This is a genomic window from Flagellimonas chongwuensis, assembly GCF_013376415.1.
GTDB classification, from domain to species: Bacteria; Bacteroidota; Bacteroidia; order Flavobacteriales; family Flavobacteriaceae; genus Flagellimonas; species Flagellimonas chongwuensis.
Map to the genome: position 1 here is coordinate 943,658 of NZ_WYET01000001.1, position 20,154 is coordinate 963,811.

Below are 20,154 nucleotides of genomic sequence, written 5' to 3' on the forward strand. Positions count from 1 at the left end.
TGGGCGAATGCGTTTACGCGTGTTTTTAATGTCAATCTAATGTTTAAATCAAACCCTTATGCTGAACAAAAGCATTAAATTTTTAATAGAAAATAAATTAGTTGCTGTACTGATGCTCGTGGTTTTTATGGCCTGGGGAATTATTAGTACACCTTTTAATTGGGATACTGGTGGTATTTTACCAAGCAATCCTGTAGCTGTGGATGCCATTCCCGATATTGGGGAGAACCAACAGATTGTTTTCACCAAGTGGCCAGGGCGTTCCCCACAGGATATCGAGGATCAGATTACCTATCCCTTAACTACTTCTTTATTGGGGATTCCAGGGGTAAAAACCATTCGAAGTTCATCCATGTTTGGGTTTTCCAGCATCTACATCATTTTTGAGGAAGATGTGGAATTTTATTGGAGCCGTAGCCGAATTTTGGAAAAGCTAAATTCACTCCCCAACAACTTATTGCCCGATGGGGTAAACCCTGCCTTGGGACCGGATGCTACCGCTTTGGGTCAGATCTTCTGGTACACCTTGGAAGGCCGAGATAAAAATGGCAATGTCACTGGAGGATGGGATTTGCAAGAGCTTCGTAGTGTGCAGGATTACTATGTAAAATATGCACTTTCTTCCGCTTCGGGTGTTTCCGAAGTGGCATCTATTGGAGGATTTGTACAGGAATACCAAATAGATGTAGATCCCGAACTGATGAAGCAGTATAATGTCGGGTTGGATCAAGTCGTAAAAGCAGTAAAGCAAAGTAATCGGGATATTGGTGCGCAAACATTGGAAATCAACAAGGCCGAATACTTGGTTCGTGGACTCGGTTACATCAAATCTTTGGACGACATTAAAAACGCCGTAGTTACAGCAACCGATTATACCTCCATTCGAGTTCAGGATGTTGCCCGTGTTTCTTTAGGTCCAGCCGTGCGTCGTGGAATTTTGGATAAAGAAGGTGCTGAAGTTGCTGGTGGGGTGGTTGTCGCTCGATATGGTGCCAACCCTTTGGAGGTCATTAATAATGTTAAGGAAAAAATCAATGAATTGAGCGCTGGGCTTCCATCTAAAGTTTTGAAAGATGGCAGCACATCACAACTTACTATTGTTCCTTTTTACGATAGAACGGAACTCATCCAAGAAACCCTTGGCACGCTCAACGAAGCATTGACGCTGGAAATCCTTATTACCATTTTGGTGATTGTGGTCATGGTGTTCAACCTTAGGGCTTCTGTCTTAATTTCTGGTTTGTTGCCCGTAGCTGTATTGATGGTATTCATTGCGATGAAAATGTTCGGGGTAGATGCCAATATTGTAGCACTTTCGGGAATTGCCATTGCCATTGGAACCATGGTCGATGTGGGTGTAATTCTCTCCGAAAATATCATACGTCACATGGATGAGGACAACGAAAACTTATCCATAAATGAGGTGGTTTACAATGCGACTTCCGAAGTTTCAGGGGCCATTTTAACTGCCGTGTTAACGACCATTATCAGTTTTATTCCTGTGTTTACCATGGTAGGGGCAGAAGGAAAACTTTTCCGTCCGTTGGCCTTTACCAAAACAATGGCTTTGACGGCATCTATAATTGTTGCCCTGTTTTTGATTCCACCTTTTGCGGCTATCATTTTTAGAAAGAAAGGGTCAAATCAAGTCTTCAAATACATTTGGAATTGCGTATTGATTGCGTTAGGATTGACTGCAATCGTATTTGGATATTGGTTAGGCTTGGCCTTGATTGCCTTTGGAATTGCTGGGTTTCTCAAATTGAAAGTGGTTATTGATGGCAAACAGACAGGAATGCTCAATGTGGGAATTTGCATTGCCACCATTGTTTTCTTGTTGGCCACCTATTGGAGGCCTTTAGGTTTTGATCGTAGCATCGGCATCAACCTCATTTTTGTTGGATTGATTTGTGGTGCTTTGCTCGGAGTGTTTTATCTCTTCAGACAGTACTACAGCCGCATTTTGACATGGGCCTTGGAAAACAAATTGTTGTTCTTGTCCATTCCAACTGTTATCGTTGTTTTTGGATTCTTGATCATGCGAAATACAGGACAGGAGTTTATGCCCTCCTTAAATGAAGGGTCATTTTTGTTGATGCCAACATCTTTACCGCATTCTGGAGTGGAAGAAAATAAAAGGGTAGTGCAACAATTGGATATGGCCGTGGCTACTATTCCGGAAATTCAAACTGTGGTTGGAAAAGCTGGAAGAACAGAATCAGCATTGGATCCTGCACCGCTTTCCATGTACGAGAACATCATTCAGTATCGTTCGGAATATCAAAAAAATGATGCTGGAAGTCCACAGCGATTCAAAGTGAATGATGATGGTTATTTTGAATTGCGCAATGGAAAAGTGCTTGCCAATCCAAATTTGGAAGTGAGCAATGAGCATAAGTATTCCGATAACCATGTGAGCGAACCCTTGCGAATTGACAGAGACCTTTTGATTCCAGATAATGATGGGGAATATTTTAGAAACTGGCGTCCTGAGATACAGAGCCCAGATGACATTTGGAACGAAATCGTGAAAGTGACCAAACTACCAGGCGTTACTTCTGCTCCCAAGTTACAACCCATTGAGACCCGATTGGTGATGCTTCAAACAGGGATGCGAGCGCCCATGGGTATTAAAGTGAAAGGTCAGGATTTAAAAGAAATTGAAAACTTTGGACTTCAGCTGGAACCTATTTTAAAAGAAGCGGCAGGTGTTAAGGACGAAGCTGTTTTTGCAGACCGAATCGTGGGTAAACCTTATCTGCTTATTGATATTGACCGTGAGAAATTGGTTCGTTACGGTTTGGTGATTGAAGATGTGCAACAAATTTTGGAGGTTGCCCTTGGTGGTATGACTTTGACTCAAACCGTTGAAGGCAGAGAACGTTACGGTGTTCGGGTACGTTACCCAAGGGAGCTTCGTGAAAACCCAACTGATATCGGAAATATTTATGTTCCTCTGCAAAAAGGAAGTCCAGTTCCCTTGAGCGAACTAGTGACCATTCGATACGAGCAAGGACCTCAGGCCATTAAAAGCGAAGATACTTTTTTGGTGGGCTACGTGCTTTTTGATAAACTGGATGGGTTTGCCGAAGTAGATGTGGTTGAAAACGCCCAGACCAAGATTTTGGAAAAAATTGAAAGTGGTGAATTGGTAGTGCCGAAAGGCATCAGCTATCAGTTTACGGGTACCTACGAAAACCAATTAAGAGCTAAAAAGACCTTGTCTGTAGTCGTGCCATTGGCATTGTTGATCATCTTTTTGATTTTGTATTTCCAGTTTAGGTCAGTTGCCACATCTTTGATGGTGTTTTCTGGAATTATGGTGGCCTTTGCTGGTGGATTCTTAATGATTTGGTTCTATGGTCAGGATTGGTTCCTCAACTTTAGTTTTATGGGGGAAAATCTGCGTGAACTTTTCCAAATGCATACTATCAATTTGAGTGTTGCCGTATGGGTAGGATTTATCGCCTTGTTCGGTATCGCTACAGATGATGGGGTGGTGATGGCCACCTACCTAACCCAAACTTTTGATAAGAACAAACCAGAAAGCCTGAAAGGAATTCGAGCATCAGTTTTGGAAGCAGGTGAAAAACGAATCAGACCCTGTTTAATGACCACAGCCACAACCATTTTAGCACTGTTGCCTGTTTTGACCAGTACAGGAAGAGGAAGTGATATCATGATTCCCATGGCCATTCCAAGTTTTGGGGGAATGCTGATCGCATTGATCACCTTGTTTGTGGTACCAGTTTTGTTTAGCTGGAAAAGTGAATTGCAACTTAAAATGCAAAACCGATGAGAAAAACAGTCATTTATATAGTTTTTGCTTTAGTAACCATTGGACTAAAAGCTCAGTCGTTGGAGGGGTATCTTCAAGAGGCAGAGTTGAACAGCCCCATGATTCAGGCTTTGGAATTGCGCTATAACATTGCCAAGGAAAAGGTAAATGAAGTAAACACCTTACCGAATACCACTTTTGGTGCTGGATATTTTGTAAGCGAACCAGAAACCAGAACAGGTGCACAACGCGCTAAGTTTTCAGTTTCACAAATGTTGCCTTGGTTTGGAAGCATCACCACTAGAGAAAATTATGCCAGTGCCATGGCGGAGACCGAGTATGCTGAAATTGCGATTGCAAAACGAAAGTTGGCCTTGTCCGTAGCTCAATCCTATTATAACTTATATGGAATTCAAGCCAAGCAAAAGGTGCTACAAGAGAATATTGCATTGCTCAAGACTTACGAAACCTTGGCTTTGACTTCTGTGGAAGTGGGAAATGCTTCGGCTGTGGATGTGTTGAAACTTCAAATTCGACAAAACGAATTACAACAGCAGAAGGAAGTATTGGAACAATCCTATATCGCAGAACAGGCAGTTTTCAATAATTTGTTGAACCGTGATGAAAGTATTGCCGTTGAGGTGGTGGAAGTGATGGACGTTCCAGAAAATGACCCGATGCTGAACAAGGAGGATTTGAGCCTGAATCCCGAATTGTTGAAATATGATCAGTTGTATGAATCGGTTACCCAATCGGAATTGCTCAATCAAAAAGAAAATGCGCCAAGCTTTGGAATTGGTTTGGATTATATTCCTGTATCAGAAAGAGATGATATGGTCTTTAGTGATAATGGAAAGGATATTGTAATGCCCATGGTCACTTTATCTGTACCAATTTTCAACAACAAGTTTAGATCTGTTTCCAAGCAAAACGAGCTTCGTCAAAAGGAGATTGAATTGCAAAAAGTGGAGCGCTTGAACGTGTTGGAAAATGCCTATGCCAATGCTATTTCGCAACGAAACCAAGCTCGGATAGCACATCAAACCCAAGAAAAGAACCTAAAACAGGCCAAGGATGCCGAAGAAATCCTGATCAAGAATTATGAAACAGGAACTATTGACTTTAATGATGTCTTGGATATTCAGGAACTACAGTTAAAATTTCAAACCAATCAAATACAATCTGTGCAGTTGTATTACCTGCAATCTGCCATCATCAATTATTTAATTAACAAGTAAATTTAATTTATCAAAAATGAGAACAAACATTAGAACAATTATCGGAATCGCATTCGCTTCAGTATTGGTGCTTACCGTATCCTGTAAGGGAAAAACAGAGGAAGCAAAGGAAACTTCCACTGAGGCCACCATGGAACATGAAGGACATGATATGGGCAACATGGAAACTGCCGACAAGCAAGGTAAGGAGTACACTTCTAAATATGTTTGCCCAATGCATTGTGAGGGTAGTGGTAGCGACGAAGAGGGTAAATGCCCAGTTTGTGGTATGACCTACGTATTGAACGAGGACTTCCAAATGGAAGGGCACGACCAACACTAATTAAAAATTCATTTGTACCGAAGATGCGCATTAAAGTAAAAAATATGGTTTGTGATAGATGCAAAGCAGTCCTAAAACACGAGTTTGGGAATGCCGGTATCGAAGTGGTGCAAATGGACCTGGGTGAAATTCAGTTTGCTGACAACGCCCAAAAACAAATGGAAGGGATTCGGGAGATTCTGACACGTAATGGTTTTGAATTGATAGATGATTTGGACAACAGTTACATTGCTGAAATCAAAAAACATCTGATCAATGCATTGCAAAACGACACCCATCAGAATCTCTCGAAATACCTTTCCGAAAAAATGAACAAGGAGTATTCGGTACTGAGCAAAATGTTTAGCATTAAAGAAGGGCTTACCATTGAAAAATACTTCATCCTTTTAAAAATTGAGAGGGTTAAAGAAGACATTCAAATGGGAGCCAAAACATTTTCAGAAATCGCATACGACCTAAATTATAAGAGCAGTAGTCATTTGGCGAAGCAGTTTAAAACCGTAACGGGCATGTCTATGAGCGATTATAAAAAATTAAAAGATTGGAATAGGAAGTCTTTAGATCAAATTGTATAAAAAACACCCATAATTGTAAAAAGCTTCCAACTGGTGTTCAGCTAGTTTTGAATAAAAACAAACAAGATGAAACATACCTATCACATACACGGAATGAGCTGTAATGGTTGTAGAAACCATGTGGAACAAACCCTATTTAAAGTGGATGGGGTTACCTCGGTTGAGGTGAATTTGGAAAAAGCCGAAGCTGTGATCGAGATGAAGGAACACATTCCAATCGAAACGTTCCAAAAAGCAATGAAAGAGGATGGTGGTAGTTATAGCATTCATATGCCTGGACATCATCATGAACCAAAACAAGAAAAAAAGCAAACCCCAACAAATGGAACGGGAACCTTTTATTGTCCCATGCATTGTGAGGGTGATAAAACTTACGACAAACCTGGAGATTGCCCTGTTTGTGGAATGGATTTGGTGGAGGAGCAGAATAATTCCTATAATTCCAAACAGCAATGGACCTGTCCCATGCACCCAGAAGTGGTGGAGGATGATCCAGGCTCCTGCCCAAAATGCGGAATGGACCTAGTGCCCAAAGAGCCCGAAGCCAGTGCAGAGGAAAAGACTTATAAAAAACTGCTCAAAAAGTTTTGGATCGCTGTTGGCTTTACATTGCCCATCTTTTTGATTGCGATGAGTGAAATGATTCCAAACAATCCGCTCTATAAAATATTGGAGCCGAAATACTGGAACTGGGTGCAATTTGCCCTATCACTTCCTGTGGTTTTTTATGCCACTTGGATGTTCTTTCAACGTGCTTACCGAAGCATAAAAACATGGAACTTGAACATGTTCACCTTAATCGGAATTGGTGCTGGGGTGGCTTTTGTTTTCAGTGTTCTTGGATTGTTGTTTCCAGAGTTTTTCCCAGATCAGTTTAAAAGTGAAACAGGAGTTGTACATGTATATTTTGAGGCGGCAACTGTTATACTCACTTTAGTGCTCTTAGGACAATTGTTGGAAGCAAGGGCACACAGTAAAACCAATAATGCAGTTAAGGAATTATTGAAACTGGCCCCCAACAAAGCTATAAAAATAGTGGATGGGGAGGAAGTTGAAGTCAGTATCGACGACATTGAACTTGGCGATGTTCTACGGGTAAAACCAGGTGAAAAAATTCCTGTAGATGGTGTTATAACCGAGGGGGAAACTTCCGTGGATGAATCCATGATCACAGGTGAGCCCATCCCTGTTGAAAAAGGAGTAGAGGATAAAGTGAGCAGCGGAACCATCAATGGGAATCAATCCTTTTTGATGAAAGCTGAAAAAGTGGGAAGTGATACCCTGCTCTCACAAATCATTAAAATGGTGAACGATGCCAGCCGAAGCCGAGCTCCGATTCAAAATTTGGCAGATAGAGTATCTGCTTATTTTGTGCCCACGGTGGTGATTATTTCCATCATCACATTTGGTGTTTGGGCCATTTGGGGGCCACAACCGGCTTACGTGTATGCCTTAATCAATGCCATTGCGGTTTTGATCATTGCATGTCCGTGTGCACTGGGACTTGCTACGCCGATGTCTGTAATGGTTGGAGTGGGGAAAGGTGCCCAAAACGGAGTGCTCATTAAAAATGCAGAGGCCTTGGAGAAAATGGCCGATGTGGACACTTTGATCATTGATAAAACAGGGACCATCACTGAAGGTAAACCCACTTTTGACCGTTTGGAAGTGTTTTCAGACACCTATTCCAAAGAGGATTTATTGCAATATTTGGTATCTGTAAATGCCAATAGCGAACATCCTTTGGCTCAAGCTACCGTGAAATATGGTAAGGAGGAGAACATCAAAATCCTGAAAACGGAATCCTTTAATGCCGTTACGGGTATGGGTGTTGAAGGAAAAATCAAGGGCGCAAAAATTCTTTTGGGGAACATCAAATTGATGGAAAAGGCGAATGTAGAAATCTCGGATTCCATAAAAGAAAAAGTAAAAAAAGCTCAGGCAGAAGGTAAAACAGTTTCCTATTTGGCTATCGATGGCAAATGTCATGCTTTTGTATCCATTGGTGATAAAATCAAGGAGACAAGTGGCAAAGCTATCAAAGCGATTCAAGATAAGGGCATAGCCGTCATCATGTTGACAGGCGATAATGCTACCACGGCAAAAGCAGTGGCACAGGAACTGGGTCTGGATGATTTTAAGGCAGAGACTTTGCCAGAAGATAAAATGAAAGAAGTGGAGCGCTTGCAGGGCGAAGGTAGGGTAGTGGCCATGGCTGGTGATGGCATCAACGATGCGCCTGCATTGGCCATAAGTGATTTGGGTATTGCCATGGGCACTGGCACCGATGTGGCTATAGAAAGTGCCATGATGACCTTGGTAAAAGGAGACTTGCATGGCATAGTAAAAGCACGGAACCTCAGTGAGGCCGTGATGAAGAATATAAAACAAAACCTATTTTTTGCATTGGTCTACAATACCGTAGGTGTGCCCGTAGCGGCCGGAGTGCTTTATCCCTTTTTCGGGATATTGTTGTCACCTATGATCGCTGCGCTTGCCATGAGTTTTAGCTCGGTATCGGTAATTGCCAATGCATTAAGATTACGAACTAAATCTATCGACTAACAACAAAATGGTAAAACGGACAACAGCGATTAAAATTAGAAAGGCCCACAGATATTTAGGAATTTTCTTGGGAATCCAATTCATTTTGTGGACAGCAAGTGGACTATATTTCAGTTGGACGGATATTGATGAAATCCATGGAGATCATTTCAGGAATATGGATTATGAACCCACTGCATTTGATGGACTTATTGGGTTTTCAGAGGTTGACTTCCCCGTTAAAATCAGTTCGTTGAGCTTAAAGGAAATCGCAGGAAAACCCCACTATTGGATCAATAACGAATATTTGGTGGATGCCAAAACCGGAAATCTAAAAGCAGGGGTTTCAGAGGAAGAAGCCTTGGCCGTCGCAAAACGTCAAATGTCATCTGAATTAAAAGTAAAAGGAGTTGAAATTATTGATGAGACCGATAAGCATCACGAGTATCGCGAAAAGAAATTACCTGCTTATGTGATTAGCTACGACTCTCCTGAAAATATTAAAGCCTATGTTTCGGTAGCCGATGGTTCTTTTCAAACCGTAAGGCATCGCGACTGGAGGTGGTTCGACTTTCTTTGGATGACCCACACCATGGACTATGAAGGACGTGATGACTTCAACACCACTGTGCTTCGAGCTTTCTCCCTTTTAGGGTTGATTACCGTGTTGAGCGGATTTTTACTTTGGTTTACCTCGTCGCCTACGATGAGAAAAGTGGTTAAACGAAAAAAATAGCATTATGAAAAAGGAAAACATCATATACATTGGAATTGCTGTCGTAGTAGGTCTACTGGTCGGATACCTCATATTTGGTGGTGGGACTGAAACTTCCACCACGGACGAGCATGATCATAGCACAGAAATTACTTCTGGCGAAATGTGGACCTGTTCCATGCACCCACAGATTATGCAGCAAGAACCCGGCTCGTGTCCTATCTGTGGAATGGATTTGATTCCTGCGGATAATGGAGGTGAGGGATTGGCTGTAAATCAAATTAAAATGACGGAGAATGCCATGGTGTTGGCCGGTGTGGAAACCATAATGGTAGGTTTCGGCGTTGATGGTGAAGACCATATCAAGATTTCTGGAAAGGTGGCCGTCAACCAAGAATCCGATGCGGTGCAATCTGCTTATTTTGATGGAAGGATTGAAAGCATAAATGTCAATTTTGAGGGAGAACAAGTACGTAAAGGGCAAAGATTGGCCACGATTTATGCCCCAGCCTTGGTTTCGGCCCAACAAGAACTATTGACGGCAGCCAAATTGAAGGAATCGCAACCCCAGTTATACAAAGCCGTAAGGAACAAATTGAAGCTTTGGAAGTTGTCGGATGCACAAATAAATCAAATAGAAGGTTCGGGGCAGGTGCTGGAAAACTTTCCCGTGTATGCCAATGTGAGTGGAGTGGTTTCAGAAATTATGGTGGAAGAAGGTGATTATATTAAAACAGGTTCACCTTTGGTCAAAGTAGCCAATTTAAATTCGGTCTGGGCCATTTTCGATGCTTATGAAAACCAATTGAGTTTGTTTAAGGAAGGTCAAACACTGAATGTATCCACAACATCATATCCCAATGAAACTTTCATGGCAAAAGTTTCCTTTGTAGCTCCAGTATTGAACAAACAAACAAGAACTTTGGAAGTTCGTGCAGAGCTCGATAACAAAAAAGGAATGCTAAAACCTGGCATGTTTGTACAGGCAGAAGTTGGGGTGGCGAACAATCGAGATGGGGAAGTATTGACCATTCCAGAAAGTGCTGTGTTGTGGACAGGAAAGCGTTCCTTGGTGTATGTACAACCTAATCAAAATAGTTCAACTTTTGAAGTGCGTGAAGTCGAGCTCGGAAATTTGATGAATGGCAGTTATGTGGTCAATTCAGGATTGCAATCAGGAGAAATGATTGTAGTCAAAGGAACATTTACGGTAGATGCCGCAGCACAATTGCAGGGCAAAAAATCTATGATGAACCAAGGGGGGGGCATCCAAATGGGACACGATGGGCATTCTGATATAGGCAGTACCATGAAAATGGAATTTTCAAAAGAAGCTGAAACTAAGTTCGGCGGGCTTTTAAAAGTGTATCTGGATTTAAAAGATGCCTTGGTAGCTTCAAATCAGGAACAAACTCAAAAATTAGCTCAAAAAGGAGTTGGAATAGCTTCTGAAATTAAGGGTTTGCAAATGGATGACATGGGAAAAAGTCATATCAGACAACTAGCGAGTCAATTAAAAGAGATGGGTTCAAAAAGTGACTTGGAAGGTCAACGTGAAACATTTGTTTTACTTTCCGAGAACATGATTCAAATTGGTCAACAAATGCAAGGTTTGGATTCAAAACTTTATGTGCAACATTGTCCTATGGCCAATAATGATAAGGGTGCCAATTGGTTGAGTTTGGAGGAGGAAATACGGAATCCGTACTATGGAGATGCTATGCTTACCTGCGGTAGCGTAGTGGGTACAATTGACTGATTTTTATTTTAGTTAATTTTTAGCCAAATAAAATCTACGGATTCAAATCTGAAATACATTTACTTCAGTTTTTAATTTATTGACTGATGAAACAAGCAAAGTCAAACGGAAAGTCATCTCCTGCAAAAGCGGTAAAACCTGCTGCAAAGAAGACTGCCCAAGCTACTGGTAAGAAGAAGTAACTTGTGGTTTTGGTTCTCTCGGAGAGCCGTACAACTTAAGAGAAAAGAAAACGCCCCGATTTGCATCGGGGCGTTCCTATTTATATCCGAATAAGATGTTATTACATCATGCCTGGCATTCCGCCACCTCCCATTGGAGGCATAGCTGGTGCATCTTCCTTGATATCGGTCAAGGCACACTCGGTGGTCAAGATCATTCCTGAAACAGATGCAGCGTTCTCCAAAGCAATACGGGTTACTTTCTTGGGATCAATGATTCCTGCTTTTAGCATATCCACATATTGGTCTGACTTGGCATCGTAACCAAAGTCTTTTTTGCCTTCCAATACTTTGGAAATAACTACGGAACCTTCACCACCGGCGTTCTCCACGATAGTACGCAAAGGAGCTTCGATGGCCTTGGCCACAATCTGTACACCTGTGGTTTCATCCAAAGAGTCCGTAGCCAATTTCTCAAGAACCTTTTTGGCCCTTACCAAGGCAACACCACCACCGGCAACGATACCTTCTTCAACAGCGGCACGGGTTGCGTGCAAGGCATCATCCACACGGTCTTTCTTCTCTTTCATTTCAACTTCAGAAGCGGCACCTACATAAAGTACGGCAACACCACCGGCCAATTTGGCCAAACGCTCTTGAAGTTTTTCTTTGTCGTAATCAGATGTTGTAGTCTCGATTTGAGCTTTGATCTGGCTTACTCTCGCTTTAATGTCAGAAGCGTTACCGCTACCGTTTACGATAGTTGTATTATCCTTATCGATGGTCACGGTCTCAGCAGTACCCAACATGTCCAAAGAGGCATTTTCCAAAGAGAACCCTCTTTCTTCAGAGATTACCGTACCACCTGTCAAGATAGCGATGTCTTCCAACATAGCTTTTCTTCTGTCACCAAAACCTGGAGCTTTAACAGCGGCAATCTTAAGTCCACCTCTCAATTTGTTCACTACCAAAGTGGCAAGGGCTTGGCCCTCTACGTCTTCAGCAATGATCAAAAGTGGTCTTCCTGATTGTGCTACTGGCTCAAGGATAGGAAGGATTTCCTGAAGGTTGGAGATTTTCTTGTCGAAAAGAAGAATGTATGGATTCTCCAAATCGGCGATCATTTTGTCTGTGTCGGTAACAAAGTAAGGAGAAAGATATCCCCTGTCGAACTGCATACCTTCCACTACGTCAACGTATGTGTCGGTACCTTTTGCTTCCTCAACAGTGATAACACCCTCTTTTCCTACTTTGGTGAAAGCAGTGGCGATAAGGTCACCGATAGCTTCATCGTTGTTTGCAGAGATAGAAGCTACTTGCTTGATCTTGTCAGAATCGTTACCTACTTTTTTGGCTTGTTTTTCCAAATCGGCCACCAAAGCTTCAACGGCTTTGTCGATACCGCGTTTCAAATCCATTGGATTTGCTCCGGCAGCAACGTTTTTAAGACCTTCTTTTACAATAGCCTGAGCCAAAACGGTAGCAGTAGTGGTACCATCACCGGCCTGATCGTTGGTTTTGGAAGCAACTTCCTTCACCATTTGGGCACCCATATCTTCAAGGGCGTCTTCCAATTCGATTTCTTTTGCTACAGATACACCATCTTTGGTTACTTGTGGTGCTCCAAATGATTTGCTGATGATAACGTTTCTACCTTTTGGTCCCAAGGTTACCTTAACGGCCTCAGCCAATTTGTCAACGCCTCTTTTCAGTCCATCACGTGCATCTATGTCAAACTTAATATCTTTTGCCATTTCTATTTAGTTGATTTTAATTATACAATTGCCAAAATATCGCTTTCGCGCATCATCAAATAGTCGGTGCCATCGAACTTTAGTTCGGTGCCGGCATATTTTCCATAAAGAACGGTGTCGCCTACTTTAACGGTCACTTTTTCGTCCTTGGTTCCAGGTCCAACGGCCACAACAGTTCCTTTTTGTGGTTTCTCTTTCGCGTTGTCCGGGATGATGATACCGGAGGCAGTTTTTGTTTCAGCCTGTAGCGGCTCGATCAAAACCCTGTCTGCCAATGGTTTGATATTAATTTTAGCCATATTTTTAATTTTTAGGTGTTTGTTTTAAAAATTCTTGAACATTAGAGACAGAAATTGTGCCAATGCACAAAAACTGACAATCTGGAAAACAAAAATGCCAGCTTGTCATTTCAAGCTGGCATTTTTCTATGCTTTGTCACTTTATGTTATCCAATAGTGTCTACTGGACTTGTAGTGCTGGCCGGTGGAAGTTGTTCAGGTACTTCCTCTGGAACCGTTTCTGGTATTTCGGTATCATCGCCTTGTAACAATTTGGAATCTGCTTGGCTATAGTTCCCTTTTAAGGAAACATTGGAAAGCAAAATCAAAACAATCAACAAGGTAGCAAGTGTCCAAGTACTCTTGTCCAAAAAGTCCCCAGTCTTCTTAACACCACCAACAACTTGGTTGCCACTTCCTCCAAAGGATGAGGATAATCCACCACCTTTAGGATTCTGGACCATAATGACCAAGATTAACAAGAGGCACACGATAATTATCAGTACCAAAAAAATTGAAAACGTGCTCATTTCTTATTCTTTTTCTTTCTGCAGTTTTTTCACTGCCTGAATTTGGTCTGCAAAGAAACCACTTTTTTCTGGATATTTCAAACTCAATATTTTAAAAGCTTGAATGGCCTTTTTATACTTTTTTTGCTCCAAATAAACCTTGGCTAAAGTCTCCGTCATCAACTCATTTTTGTCAATTTTGGTGGACTCTTTTATGTTAATTTTTGGAAGGGTTTCTTTTGGAACTATTTTGGGATTGTTCTCTATGAACTTGTCCAATAGTTCAAACTTCTTTTTACGTTCCAATTCATCCTGCGCATCTTCATCCTGATGGTTCTCATTGACAACTGGCTTCTCAACAGCTTCCTCTTTCGAGGATGTAAGCTGAAGCCATTCGGTAAAAGAATGTTTCTCTTTTTTGGTAAACGGTATGGGCTTGCCCAAATTTAAATCGGAGCCGGTTTCTTTTTTGGGCTCCTCAACTTTTTCAACCTTGGGCTCAGGTTTTTTGGATTCGAATAGTTTGGGGTTCAGAATTTGCTCCGCTTCGTTCAAATTTTGAGGCAGGGCAGGTTCACTGGATTCCGAAAGCATGCTTGCCGTATTTGGATTGGGCTGAATTTCTTCGGACACCGCTTCTTGGTCCTCAAGTTTGGCACCTCGTCCGGCAATGGCATCTGCAATATTGTTTTGAACGAATTCTTTGGAGGTTATGTAATCAAAAAGTACGTCCCTATCAGCCGTATGTGCGGCCGTTATCTTTAAGGCATTATTATATTTATAACTGTCCAGATTTTTGAGTCCCTTTAAATGCAAGGCCCGGGCAGCCTGAAAATAGGGATACTCTTCAATAATATATTCCAGTTCCCGAGTCTGTTTGGGAGATAGGATGGTATTTGAATTTTGAAGAATATGTATAAAATCTGAAATGTTCATATAGTGTTACCAATTTCCCAAGGAAGCATTAAAGATATCCTGGGTAAGTCGTTCAAAAATTTCCTCGTGCGCAGCGGCCTGTACGGATGGCAGGGGAGCCGCGGCATCAAAATCGTAAAAGAAGGAAAACCTTCTCTCGAAATCTGCGTCTTCTTTGGTGGTATTGTAGAACCGTACGTTAACGCTCATGGTCAATCGGTTTTGAGCGGTCCGTTGGTCGGCAGTGGCCGTCATGGGTATTACTTTGTATTCCACAATTTCACCTTCATACACCAAATCGCCATTGCTTCCCGTCAAGGACAGGCTAGTAAGGTTGTTGATCATATCCTGAAGGGCCAAGGTAAAATCTCTTCCCAAACCGGGGACGATTACCGAACCTGGTGTTTGGTCTGCATAGTTCTGGAAAAAGTTAACCTGAAAACTCTGTGCGGTACCGATATCGGCGCCGGAAAAGTTATAAGCACCACAACTTTGCAAGAAAAATACCAATCCTAACAACGCGATTTTAATTCCATTTTTTTTCATTTCTGACTACTAACTGTTTAGGGCAAATTAAAGATCGTACTGCTTTATTTTTCTGTAGAGCGTTCTTTCGGAAATTCCAAGCTCTGCTGCCGCGGCCTTTCTTTTTCCTTTGTTGCGCTCCAATGATTTTTTGATCAACTCGATTTCCTTTTCCTGTAAAGATAGGGTTTCTTCTTCTTCGATTTCCTCTGCAAAATGATATCTGTCTTCCGTTGGTAATTGTGACGGGGCAGGAGTTGATGGTTCCAAAACTGGCTCGGGCAAATGGAGCAATTCGGCAGGTGTTTCCTCGTGCTCTATTTCTTCTTCAGCCTCTTCATTGCCATAAATTTTACGAATCAAGCCCTCATTTTCTCGTTGAACTTTATTGGAATCGTTGTCCTTCAACAGTTCTAAAGTGAGTTTTTTGAGGTCGTTCAGGTCACCCTTCATATCAAAGAGCACTTTGTACAGGATTTCCCGCTCGTTGCTAAAATCACCTTCCTTTTTAGCCTGACCCACAACAGCCGGTAAATTGGAACCAGAGGAATTCGGAAGGTAGCTGTTTAAAGTTGAAGCGGAGATATTCCTGTTTTCTTCCAGTACGGAAACCTGTTCTGCAATATTCCGTAATTGACGGATATTTCCGGGCCAACGGTATTTTAAGAGCAGGTTTACCGCATCGTCTTCCAAACGAATAGTGGGCATTTTGTATTTCTGACCAAAGTCGGAAGCAAATTTTCTAAAAAGCAGATGGATATCGTCCCTTCTATCGCGAAGCGGCGGCAAATTGATTTCGACCGTGCTCAATCTATAGTAAAGATCTTCCCGGAACTTTTCTTTTTCGATGGCCTCGAACATGTTCACGTTGGTGGCGGCCACAATCCGAACATTGGTTTTTTGGACTTGTGATGAACCCACTTTTAGGAATTCTCCATTCTCGAGTACCCTTAGCAAACGTACTTGTGTGGTCAGTGGAAGTTCGCCGACCTCGTCCAAGAAGATGGTGCCGCCATCGGCCACTTCAAAATAACCGCTACGGGTTTGGGTGGCTCCGGTAAAGGCACCTTTTTCGTGCCCGAACAATTCACTGTCGATGGTTCCCTCGGGGATCGCACCGCAGTTTACCGCAATATATTTGGCATGCTTTCGGTGAGATAACGAGTGGATAATTTTGGGAATAGATTCTTTTCCTACACCACTTTCACCTGTTACCAACACGGAAATGTCCGTAGGGGCCACTTGTATTGCTTTTTCTATTGCCCGGTTGAGTTTTACATCGTTTCCGATAAGCTCGAACCGTTGTTTTATGGATTGTACGCTCTCCATATATTGTCTTTCCTGCGAAGGCAGGAATCTTAATTTTTTTGGATTCCGCATGGTGCTTCGACTACGTTCAGCATCCGTGTGGAATAACAAATGGTTACTAATTATTTTCTGAATACCCTACTGCTTCTCCGATAAGTGTAGCCGAAGTGCATTCATTAATTTTAACGTTGACAAAATCACCTACTTTGTAGTGTTCTTTTGGGAAAACGGCTACCGTATTCTGTGAATTTCTTCCCATCCAATGAGCGTCCGATTTTTTGGAAGTCCCTTCAATCAAGATTTCTTCGGTTTTTCCCACGTGTTGTTGTGTGCGATAAAAGCTATGCTTTTGCTGAAGGTAGATGATTTCCGTTAGTCTCCTTTTTTTGGTTTCTTCAGGAATGTCGTCTTTCATTTTACGCTCTGCAAGTGTTCCGGGACGTTCGGAATAAGCAAACATGAAACCGAAATCGTATTTTACGTATTCCATTAAACTTAGGGTATCCCGATGGTCCTCTTCGGTTTCTGTGGGAAACCCGGTTATCATGTCCTGACTTATGGCACAATCTGGAATTAGTTTTTTGATGTTGTCGATTAACTCAAAATATTCCTCACGAGTGTGCAAACGGTTCATTGCCTTTAAAATGCGGTTGCTTCCGCTTTGAACGGGCAAGTGAATGTACTTGCAAATGTTTCTGTATTTGGCCATGGCCTCGATTACGTCCAAGGTCATATCCTGTGGGTTGGATGTAGAGAAACGGATGCGCATTTTCGGCTGTGCCTGTGCAACAAGTTCCAGAAGTCCGGCAAAGTTTACGGAAGTGGCCTTTTGCATGTCCGTTGCCTTGTCGAAATCCTTTTTCAATCCGCCGCCATACCAGAGGTAGCTGTCCACATTCTGGCCCAACAAGGTGATTTCTTTGAAACCTCTGTCCCATAGGTCGTTTACTTCTTCCAAAATGGATTGCGGGTCGCGGCTACGTTCCCTTCCTCGGGTAAACGGTACCACGCAGAATGTGCACATATTGTCGCAACCACGGGTAATGGAAACAAAAGCAGAGACTCCGTTGGTATTTAATCGAACCGGCGCCACATCGCCATAGGTCTCATCTTTGGAGAGGATAACGTTCACGGCATTCCTGCCCTCGTCTATTTCTTGTATCAGATTGGGAAGGTCCTTGTATGCGTCTGGTCCTACCACCATGTCCACTATTTTTTCTTCTTCCAGGAACTTGCTCTTCAAACGTTCGGCCATACATCCCAAAACACCCACTTTCATGTTGGGTCTTGTTCTTTTTACGGCGTTGAATTTTTCTAAACGCTTGCGAACGGTCTGTTCAGCCTTTTCACGAATGGAGCATGTATTTACCAAAACCAAATCTGCATCGTTCAGGTCTTGGGTGGTATTGAAGCCTTCCTTCGCCAAAATGGATGCAACAATTTCACTGTCGGAAAAGTTCATCTGGCAACCGTAGCTCTCAATGTAGAGCTTTCGACCGTTCTTTTCGTTGTTTTCCAGTGACAGGCTACTTCCCTGTTGGCTTTCATCTATTATCTTTTCCACGCTTTTTTCCTCTATCATAAATGTTTCAATGGGGTGCAAAGATAGTGCTTATTACATTTTAGTGACAATATGGCAGTATTTTTTAATAATATATTGCGATATCCCTTGTTAATATTACCTTTCACTTTAAAAAACAACTTAAACAGTACAATGAATTTCAGCAGTCTTTCCAATAGAATACAACAAAGTGTCCCGGTAGAATTCGGGTCCGTGTTCAACAACTCCATTGAACTTTTCAAAAAAGTATGGCTGCAAGGCTTTATTACGCTTGTATTGACATTTGCCGGAATACTTCCTTTTTATCTTCTGATTTATTTGCCGATGATAGCGATGGGCATAAGTGACCCTGACATATTTGAACAGCAAGAAATGCCGCCGGTATTTGCAGGATTGATGACTTTAATGATGCCTTTGTTTATGATTGGAGTGATGACCATTGGCATTTGTTTGAATGCCGCTTTTTTAAGAATCTGTAGGAAATATGATTTGAACGAATCCGGAAAGGATGATTACTTCTTTTACTTTAAAAGGGAATACTTGGGAAAGGCTTTGGTTATTTCGTTGATTATGGTCGGTCTATCTTTTTTGGGTGTTTTAACTTGTGGTTTGGGAATTGTCTATTTAATGGTGCCGATGTCACTGTTCCCTGCATTTTTTGCATTTGACAGGGAGCTTAGCGCTTTGGAAGTGGTGAAGGCAAGTTTTGCCCTTGGCAACAAAAACTGGTTGATGATATTCCTTTTGATACTTGTTTCTGGATTGGTTGGTCAACTGGGAGTAATCCTATGTTTGGTCGGAGTATTGTTTACTGCAATGTTCAGTAAAATACCGATTTATTTTATACACAAAGATGCTGTGGTCATCTCGATGGATGTATAATTTTTTGTACCCAACGGCGCAACGTAATGCTTTGGTTTGCATCTAGGTAAGTAAAACACAAACCGCTATGAAAACCAAGCTGCTCTTACTTTTATGTATCAATTTTTTGTTGTTCACTTCTTGTTCCGATGATGATGCAAACGGCAAATATGAGGAATATTTGGTGGCTCGTCCATTGACTATGAATCGGACCGAGTTTGCCAACAGTGTGGATGTTATCGCTCCTCGACCCGTAGAGGAATCGGGAAAAGTTTATACCTATCAAGATTATATCTTTATTAATGATAAGTACAGGGGGGTGCATGTTATAGACAACAGTAATCCGAACCAGCCCGTTAAAGTGGCCTTTATTCAAATTCCTGGGAATGTTGATATTTCGGTAAAGAGCGATTTTCTTTATGCCGATAGTTTAATGGATTTGGTGATTTTGGATATTTCTGATCTTGATAACATCACAATCGTAAATAGGTTAGAAAATGTGTTGCAAGATTATGTAGTAGCTCCATTTGAGGCAGATTTGGTAGACTATGGTGATTACAGTTACAATTCAGAGGATATTGTGATCGGATGGGAAATGGTTTCCGAACGTATGTCGGAAGAGCAGTATCAATCCCGTTTCGGGGATTTTGGGATGGCTTTTGCCGAAGTGGCGAACGATGCCAGTGGAGGAACTGGTCAAGGCGGGTCGTTGGCAAGGTTCAAAATAGTAGAGGAGTATCTGTACGCTGTCGATAGTCACAATATCAATATCTTCAATATCTCAGATTTGGACAATCCGCAGGTTTTGGACGATGTGCATGCCGGTTTTGATATTGAAACCATTTTTAATAGGGACAATTACCTCTTCTTGGGAAGTATGAGGGGAATGTACATTTATGATATTTCATCTCCTGCAACACCGACCTTTGTATCGGAGTTTCAACATGGCACGGCCTGCGATCCTGTTGTGGTGGATGGGGATTATGCTTACGTGACTTTAAGGGGCGGAAATATGTGCGGCGCTACCGAGAGCGGATTATATATCGTGGATATTTCCAATATAGAAAATCCTGAACTGGCCATAACCTATCCCATGAAAGGGCCATATGGTCTTGGCATCAAGGATGAAAAAATCTTTATCTGCGATGGTGATTCAGGTCTTAAAGTTTATGATAAGACCGATATCAATGATTTGATAGAGCTGAACCATTTTGAAGATATAGTTACTTATGACGTAATCCCAATGGAAAATTACTTGATCATGGTAGGTGACGGTATACTATATCAATATGAATATCTAGACGGAGGTATCAAGTTAATAAGTCAAATAGGTCTTAACTAGGTGAAAAAT

General features: G+C 41.9%; 16 protein-coding genes. 9 read left to right on the top strand and 7 right to left on the bottom strand.

Translation table 11 applies throughout. From position 1 onward, the window contains the following. Nucleotides 1-58: 58 nt before the first annotated feature. From GUA46_RS04155 to GUA46_RS04185, 7 genes are all read left to right on the top strand, one after another. Entirely contained in the window at nucleotides 59-3,799 is a 3,741-nt protein-coding gene (locus tag GUA46_RS04155) for an efflux RND transporter permease subunit (RefSeq protein ID WP_176619408.1), read from the top strand. Beyond that, complete coding sequence (locus GUA46_RS04160) at nucleotides 3,796-5,016, top strand: TolC family protein (RefSeq protein WP_176619409.1); 1,221 nt, start codon at nucleotides 3,796-3,798, stop codon at nucleotides 5,014-5,016. The genes GUA46_RS04155 and GUA46_RS04160 overlap by 4 nt, the downstream gene beginning before the upstream one ends. Before the next feature lie 16 nt (nucleotides 5,017-5,032). Next, the gene (locus GUA46_RS04165; RefSeq protein WP_176619410.1) at nucleotides 5,033-5,338 is read left to right on the top strand and encodes a heavy metal-binding domain-containing protein; all 306 of its coding nucleotides are present in this window, start codon (nucleotides 5,033-5,035) and stop codon (nucleotides 5,336-5,338) included. Between the two features lie 23 nt (nucleotides 5,339-5,361). Continuing rightward, nucleotides 5,362-5,913, top strand: coding sequence for a helix-turn-helix domain-containing protein (locus GUA46_RS04170; RefSeq protein ID WP_176619411.1), 552 nt, complete (start codon nucleotides 5,362-5,364; stop codon nucleotides 5,911-5,913). 66 nt (nucleotides 5,914-5,979) lie between these two features. Beyond that, nucleotides 5,980-8,478: a heavy metal translocating P-type ATPase gene (locus GUA46_RS04175; protein WP_176619412.1), complete on the top strand. Its 2,499-nt coding sequence runs from the start codon at nucleotides 5,980-5,982 to the stop codon at nucleotides 8,476-8,478. Nucleotides 8,479-8,485: 7 nt separating this feature from the next. Further along, nucleotides 8,486-9,193, top strand: a complete 708-nt coding sequence (locus GUA46_RS04180) for a PepSY domain-containing protein (RefSeq protein ID WP_176619413.1) — start codon at nucleotides 8,486-8,488, stop codon at nucleotides 9,191-9,193. Between the two features lie 4 nt (nucleotides 9,194-9,197). Further along, nucleotides 9,198-10,931 (top strand): efflux RND transporter periplasmic adaptor subunit, encoded by a 1,734-nt coding sequence (locus GUA46_RS04185; protein ID WP_176619414.1) that lies wholly within the window; start codon nucleotides 9,198-9,200, stop codon nucleotides 10,929-10,931. 283 nt (nucleotides 10,932-11,214) lie between these two features. On the opposite strand, the gene groL is transcribed toward GUA46_RS04185, so the two are convergent. From groL to miaB, 7 genes are all read right to left on the bottom strand, one after another. Continuing rightward, entirely contained in the window at nucleotides 11,215-12,846 is a 1,632-nt protein-coding gene (gene groL, locus GUA46_RS04190) for a chaperonin GroEL (protein ID WP_176619415.1), read from the bottom strand. Nucleotides 12,847-12,866: 20 nt separating this feature from the next. After that, entirely contained in the window at nucleotides 12,867-13,145 is a 279-nt protein-coding gene (locus GUA46_RS04195; RefSeq protein WP_108246930.1) for a co-chaperone GroES, read from the bottom strand. Nucleotides 13,146-13,291: 146 nt separating this feature from the next. Further along, the gene (gene secG, locus GUA46_RS04200) at nucleotides 13,292-13,654 is read right to left on the bottom strand and encodes a preprotein translocase subunit SecG (protein ID WP_108246929.1); all 363 of its coding nucleotides are present in this window, start codon (nucleotides 13,652-13,654) and stop codon (nucleotides 13,292-13,294) included. Nucleotides 13,655-13,657: 3 nt separating this feature from the next. After that, nucleotides 13,658-14,569 (bottom strand): hypothetical protein, encoded by a 912-nt coding sequence (locus GUA46_RS04205; protein ID WP_176619416.1) that lies wholly within the window; start codon nucleotides 14,567-14,569, stop codon nucleotides 13,658-13,660. A gap of 6 nt (nucleotides 14,570-14,575) precedes the next feature. Beyond that, nucleotides 14,576-15,094 carry an LptE family protein gene (locus GUA46_RS04210; protein WP_108246927.1) on the bottom strand — a complete coding sequence of 173 codons (519 nt, stop codon included), beginning with the start codon at nucleotides 15,092-15,094 and terminating at the stop codon, nucleotides 14,576-14,578. A 27-nt stretch (nucleotides 15,095-15,121) separates the two neighbouring features. Next, nucleotides 15,122-16,402, bottom strand: a complete 1,281-nt coding sequence (locus tag GUA46_RS04215) for a sigma-54 interaction domain-containing protein (protein ID WP_176619550.1) — start codon at nucleotides 16,400-16,402, stop codon at nucleotides 15,122-15,124. Nucleotides 16,403-16,499: 97 nt separating this feature from the next. After that, the gene (gene miaB, locus GUA46_RS04220) at nucleotides 16,500-17,945 is read right to left on the bottom strand and encodes a tRNA (N6-isopentenyl adenosine(37)-C2)-methylthiotransferase MiaB (protein WP_176619551.1); all 1,446 of its coding nucleotides are present in this window, start codon (nucleotides 17,943-17,945) and stop codon (nucleotides 16,500-16,502) included. Between the two features lie 150 nt (nucleotides 17,946-18,095). Here miaB and GUA46_RS04225 point away from each other — a divergent pair, with 150 nt between their 5' ends. Together GUA46_RS04225 and GUA46_RS04230 are read left to right on the top strand one after the other, a co-directional pair. Beyond that, nucleotides 18,096-18,824 (top strand): hypothetical protein, encoded by a 729-nt coding sequence (locus tag GUA46_RS04225; protein WP_176619417.1) that lies wholly within the window; start codon nucleotides 18,096-18,098, stop codon nucleotides 18,822-18,824. 67 nt (nucleotides 18,825-18,891) lie between these two features. Beyond that, a complete protein-coding gene (locus GUA46_RS04230; protein WP_176619418.1) occupies nucleotides 18,892-20,145 on the top strand; it encodes an LVIVD repeat-containing protein in 1,254 nt (417 codons plus the stop codon). Nucleotides 20,146-20,154: the final 9 nt, after the last annotated feature.